The sequence below is a fragment of the Mycobacterium sp. genome (genome assembly GCF_032162105.1).
Taxonomy (GTDB): domain Bacteria; phylum Actinomycetota; class Actinomycetes; order Mycobacteriales; family Mycobacteriaceae; genus Mycobacterium.
In genome coordinates this window covers 1-3,180 of the sequence record NZ_JAVRPS010000346.1, presented here as the reverse complement: position 1 = coordinate 3,180, position 3,180 = coordinate 1, and the positions used below count along the sequence as shown (strand labels likewise).

Annotated in this window: 2 protein-coding genes; both read left to right on the top strand. The window is 66.1% G+C overall.

The features are described 5' to 3' along the window. Positions 1–951 (top strand): hypothetical protein (locus QOC69_RS17680; RefSeq protein WP_526441867.1); only part of this gene is annotated, 951 nt, incomplete at its 5' end. Between the two features lie 70 nt (positions 952–1,021). Then, on the top strand, positions 1,022–3,180 hold a 2,159-nt coding region (locus tag QOC69_RS17675; RefSeq protein ID WP_526441865.1), incomplete at its 3' end, for an MMPL family transporter.

The following is a 3,180-nucleotide window of genomic DNA, read 5'->3' as shown; positions in this document are numbered from 1 at the left end:
TGCTTGGCGGTGGCGGAAGCGGCGTGCGGCTACGACAACGCGATCAGCTGGCCTGCTGCCGGGTCACGCCGGCGGTGGCGGGCGCTGCGTGAGGACACCCGCCAATTCGCGCGCGACACCTCCGGTATCGGCCGCGCCGTCGTCGCCGCAGCACGATTCGCCGGGCGTAACCGCGGCCGTTCCGGATCAGCTACCCCGCTACCGACCGCGCCAGCGGCGCCGCTTGCGGGAGCGGACGAAGTCATCACTATCCCGATGGCAACGATCTTTGTCGACGCCGACGAGTGGGACGCTCGCGCACACGTGCTCGGGGGAACCAGCAACGCACTGCTTGCGGGATTGGCGGCCCGCCTGGCCCAGCGAGTGGGGCGGGTCGCCGCAGACGGGTCGGTCACCTTGGCGATGCCCGTCAACGACCGCACCGCCGACGACACCCGCGCCAACGCCGTCACGAATGTCGACGTCACGGTCGACCCTGCACCTGCGACGACGGACCTGCGCGAGATGCGGGCCGCAATCAAGCAAGCGCTGATCCGCCACCGGGAGGTGCCCGACGAACGGTGGGCATTGCTGCCCCTCATTCCCCTGTTGCCCAAGCGGCTCTTCCGGCGAAAGGTCAGCGTGGCCGCGGGCAGCGCAACCAGCGTCGTCTCATCCAACCTCGGTTCGGTCAACCCGGCCACAAACCGGCCAGACAGCACCGATGCCGACTACTTCGCCATGAAGTCGCTCTACCCGGGCATGACCAAAGCAACGATGCACCGCGCTGGCGGAGTGTTGGCGTTGCTCTCGGGGCGAGCCCACGGACAGGTCTTCATCTCAGTCCTTGCGTACCAGCCAGGCAGCTCGAATGACGGCTTGCGACAAGACCTTTCGAACACCCTGAACGAGTTCTCGCTCACCGGCACGACGGGCTGGCGACGCCCTACACCAGTGCGCCGCGCGCAGTAAGCGTCCCGTCCACGACGAGCGGGTGACCGCGCTCCCGCCCCCGCGTGACCACACGAAAGAAGGGTTCACCGTGGCTAAGCAGTCCGGCGCCTCCCGGACCTCGACCAGTATCGATGTGTTCTCCGTGCTGGGTCGCTTCGTGGTGCGCGCACCGTGGCTGATGATCGCAGCCTGGATCGTAGTGGTCGGCGTGCTGGCCGTGGCCTTCCCCCCGTTGACCAAGGTGGTGGAAAGCCAGACCGTGCAGGTGCTTCCGCCCAAGGACATGGCGGCCGCCGAGCAGATGGCCAAGGACTTCGGCGAATCCGCCCAGAACGTCCTCATTGTCGTACTCACCGACGACCGGGGGGTGCAGCCTGCAGATGACGATGCCTACCGCAAACTGGCCGCCACGTTACGCGGCGACACCAACGATGTGACCGGCGTCCAGGACGCCCTCACCACGCCCGCACTGCGTCCAATGATGGTCAGCGCCGACAACAAAGCGTTCTACATGGCGGTGAATCTCAAGGCGCCTGCCGGCGACCCTGAGTCCTCGCAGGCCTACCAACGGATCGCAGAAATCGCCAAACGCTCGACCGCAGGCTCCCCGCTGACCGCGGACGTGACCGGACAGGCTGCCATGGTCGGCGACCTGTCGATCGTCAGCGCCCGCGACATGCACCTGATCGAGATTGCCACCGCATTGTTGGTGCTGACCATCCTGCTGGTGATCTACCGACGACCCGTGACCGTGCTGCTGCCTTTGATCACCATCGGAATCTCGGTCATGTCGGCCCAGGGCGTGGTGTCTGCGCTGGCTCAGGTCGGACTTGAGGTGTCCGCCATGACGCTCGCGTTGATGACGGCGATGATCGTCGGCGCCGGCACGGACTACGCCGTCTTCTTGATCAGCCGATACCACGAGTACATCCGGTCGGGGGCGGACTCCGACCTGGCTGTGCGGCAGGCACTGAGCTCCATCGGCAAGGTCATCGCGGCGTCGGCGGCCACCGTCGTCGTCACCTTCCTTGGCATGGTCTTTACCCGTCTACCCGCGTTCACGACTGTGGGCCCGGCGCTTGCGGTTTCGATTGGGATCGCGTTTCTTGCCGCCGTAACCCTGTTGCCCGCCATCCTGGTGCTCGCGGGTCGACGCGGATGGGTGACGCCGCGACGGGGGCTCACCGGCCGGCTGTGGCGGCGATCAGCCGTCCAAATCGTTCGCCGACCCAAAGCACATCTGGTGATCAGTTTGTCGGTGTTGATCGCGCTGGCCGGCTGCGCGGCCTTCCTGAACCCCACCTTCAACGACCGTTTGCAATTGCCGCAATCAGCGCCGAGCAACGTCGGGTTTTCGGCGATGGAGAGCCACTTTTCGACGAGTACGCTGCTGCCGCAATACATCTACGTGCACTCGCCCCGCGACCTGCGGACATCGCGGTCCCTGGCCGACCTGGAACAGATGGCGCAACGCGTGGCTCAGCTACCCAACATCGCCGCGGTGCGTGGCATCACGCGACCTACCGGCCAGCCGCTCGATCAGACCAAGCTCAGCTTTCAAGCCGGAGAGGTCGGTACCAACCTCGCCAACGTCTCGACACGGATCACCGACCGAACCAGCGACCTCAACGCTCTGACCGGTGGCGCCGACCAACTCGCAGCAAGCCTGGCCAAGGTTCGCGACCAAATCCGGAGCGCCAGCGGGTCCATGACCGAGCTCACCACAACGCTGAACCAGGGGCAGCAGCAGCTCGCGACGGCGGCCCAACTGCTGGACACCATCCGCGGACTCGCGAACACCAACGGGTCCGTTCTGACGCTCGACACCAGTGTCGTCGACTCGGCGGGCCCGATGATCGACGCTTTGAACAACAGTCCGCAGTGCAGCGCCGACCCGGCGTGCAGCGCCGGCCGCTCCCACCTCGAACAGCTTGTCCAGGCGCGAAACAACGGTACGTTGGACGCCGCGCAGAGAGCGGCGGCGCAGAACGTGCAGTCGACAGTGCAGCGTCTGAGTGCCCTGTTGGCAACGACAGGCGGCAGTCTGCGGGCAGCGGGCATCAATAGTCCCGCCGGTGTGCCGCAGAGGATTGCCCAAATGCAGGAAGGCGCCGACGCATTGGCCGACGGCAGCCAGCGGCTGGACCAGGGTGTCCGGGCACTCGTCGATCAGACCAAGCAGATGGGTCTGGGAATGAACCAGGCAGCCGACCTGCTGCTGTCGATGAAGCGTGACGCCTCACAACC